At 71.7% G+C, this 1,875-nt stretch carries 3 protein-coding genes; 1 reads left to right on the top strand and 2 read right to left on the bottom strand.

Features of this window, described 5'->3' with window-relative positions:
* Positions 1-745: cation:proton antiporter (locus ACFYTE_RS41415; protein WP_388722331.1), on the bottom strand; the 745-nt coding region annotated here is incomplete at its 3' end.
* A gap of 6 nt (positions 746-751) precedes the next feature.
* Positions 752-1,222, bottom strand: coding sequence for a cation:proton antiporter regulatory subunit (locus ACFYTE_RS41410; RefSeq protein ID WP_121895452.1), 471 nt, complete (start codon positions 1,220-1,222; stop codon positions 752-754).
* A gap of 152 nt (positions 1,223-1,374) precedes the next feature.
* Here ACFYTE_RS41410 and ACFYTE_RS41405 point away from each other — a divergent pair, with 152 nt between their 5' ends.
* On the top strand, positions 1,375-1,797 hold the full coding sequence (locus tag ACFYTE_RS41405) for a hypothetical protein (protein ID WP_388722329.1): 423 nt from the start codon (positions 1,375-1,377) through the stop codon (positions 1,795-1,797).
* Positions 1,798-1,875: the final 78 nt, after the last annotated feature.

Here is a 1,875-nt window from a genome sequence, read left to right as displayed (position 1 = left end):
TCCCGACGAGGAACGCCCCGACCGCCGCGGAGACCTGGAGTTGCTGCGCGACCCCGGCCACCAGCAGGGTCAGCCCCAGCACCACCAGCAACAGCTTCTCCGGGTCGTCGCTGGAGACGAAGCGGGAGATGTGCCGCCCGTAGCGCACCGCGAGGAGCAGCACCAGCCCGGCGACCCCGAGGGCGATGGCCAGTGTGACGCTGCCCGCAGCCAGCCCGGTGCCGGCGAGCAGGGCGGTGAGGATCGGCAGGTAGACCGCCATGGAGAGGTCTTCGAGGACGAGGATGCTCAGGATCACCGGGGTTTCGCGGTTGCCGAGCCGCCCCAGGTCGCCGAGCACCTTGGCGATCACCCCGGACGAGGAGATCCAGGTCACTCCGGCGAGGACCACGGCGGCGACGGGGCCCCAGCCGAGCAGCAGCGCCATCACCGCGCCGGGCAGCGCGTTCAACGCCGCGTCCACCAGACCGGCCGGGTACTGCGTCTTGAGGTTGGAGACCAGATCGCTCGCCGTGTACTCCAGGCCGAGCATGAGCAGCAGCAGGATCACACCGATCTCGGCGCCGGTGGCGACGAACTCCTCACTGGCGTCCAGCGGCAGCAGCCCGCCCTCGCCGAAGGCCAGACCGGCGAGCAGATACAGGGGGATCGGTGAGAACCGCAGCCGCCCGGCGAAGCGGCCCAGCAGACCGAGGCCGAGCAGGACCGCGCCGAACTCGATCAGGAAGACTGCGGAGGAGTGCACAGACCGTCACTCCCGACCGAGGATCTCGGCTGCCGCGTCCACGCCCTCACGGGTGCCGATCACGATCAGGGTGTCGCCGCCGGCCAGCCGGAAGTCCGGGCCGGGCGAGGGGATCGCCTCGGCCCGGCGCATCACGGCCACGATGGACACACCGGTCTCCGTCCGCATCCGGGTCTCGCCCAGCAGCCGCCCGTTCCAGTGGGACGTGGCGGACAGTTCGACCCGCTCGGCGACCAAGCCCAGCTCGGTCGTCGACAGCAGGCTCGGGCTGTGGTGCTTGGGCATCAGCGCGTCGATGAGCGCGTCCGCCTCACCGGAGGCCAGCCGAACCGACAGGGCGCAGGCGTCCGGGTCGTCCTCGCGGTAGGCGCTCAGCGTCCGGGAGCCGTCCCGGTGGGCCACCACCGACAGGCGCCGTTGCTCCCGCGTGGTGAGGTCGTAGCGCACTCCGATGCCCGGCAACGGCGTGCTGCTCATGCGTGCGGCGCCCACTGCGGCCCCCTGTCTGGTTTGACTGTTCCTTTGCAAAACCGTTGGTGACACTCTAACGAGCGTCCCGGAACAGCCGGCGGAGCCTGTCGGGCATCGCCCCGCGTCGGCACCGGACAGGACCGGAAGGAAGCGTCAGCATGATCGAGTGGGTGTCATTCCGCTCAGGGGCCACTCCCGTGCCCGAGCCCGTCGCGACGCCGCTGGTGTGGGCCGGCGCCGTCGGCGGCGCGTCGGTACTCGTGGCGCTCCTCAACCATCTCGTGGGCCCGTACCGGCCCACGCTCGCGCTGACCGTGCTGTCCCTGCTGGCCGCGCTGCTCGGGCTGTGCGCCCGTTTCGTGGCGGCGCCCGGCACCGCCCTGCTGTGCTGGCTGCTCCTCAACGGCTTCGGGATTCCCCCGGCGGGCACGCTGTCCTGGGCCTCTCACCGTGACGGGTTCTGGCTCACGTGCCTGTTCGGCGCCACGCTCGTGGGCACGGTGCTCGCCCGCCTGGTCCATGCCCACGCCGCCTATCGGCGGCTGTCCACCGTGACGGACGCTCCGCGGGTTGGGCCGTGATGCGTCGTCGGTTGGCTGCGGGTGCGTCGTGGCTGGGCGTGCAGTTCCCCGCGCCCCTTCGGGCGCTGGCCGCTGGGG

Source organism: Streptomyces sp. NPDC004629 (assembly GCF_042873595.1).
Taxonomy (GTDB): domain Bacteria; phylum Actinomycetota; class Actinomycetes; order Streptomycetales; family Streptomycetaceae; genus Streptomyces.
The sequence above is the reverse complement of the archived record's forward strand: the minus strand, read 5'-3'. Positions and strand labels throughout refer to the sequence as shown.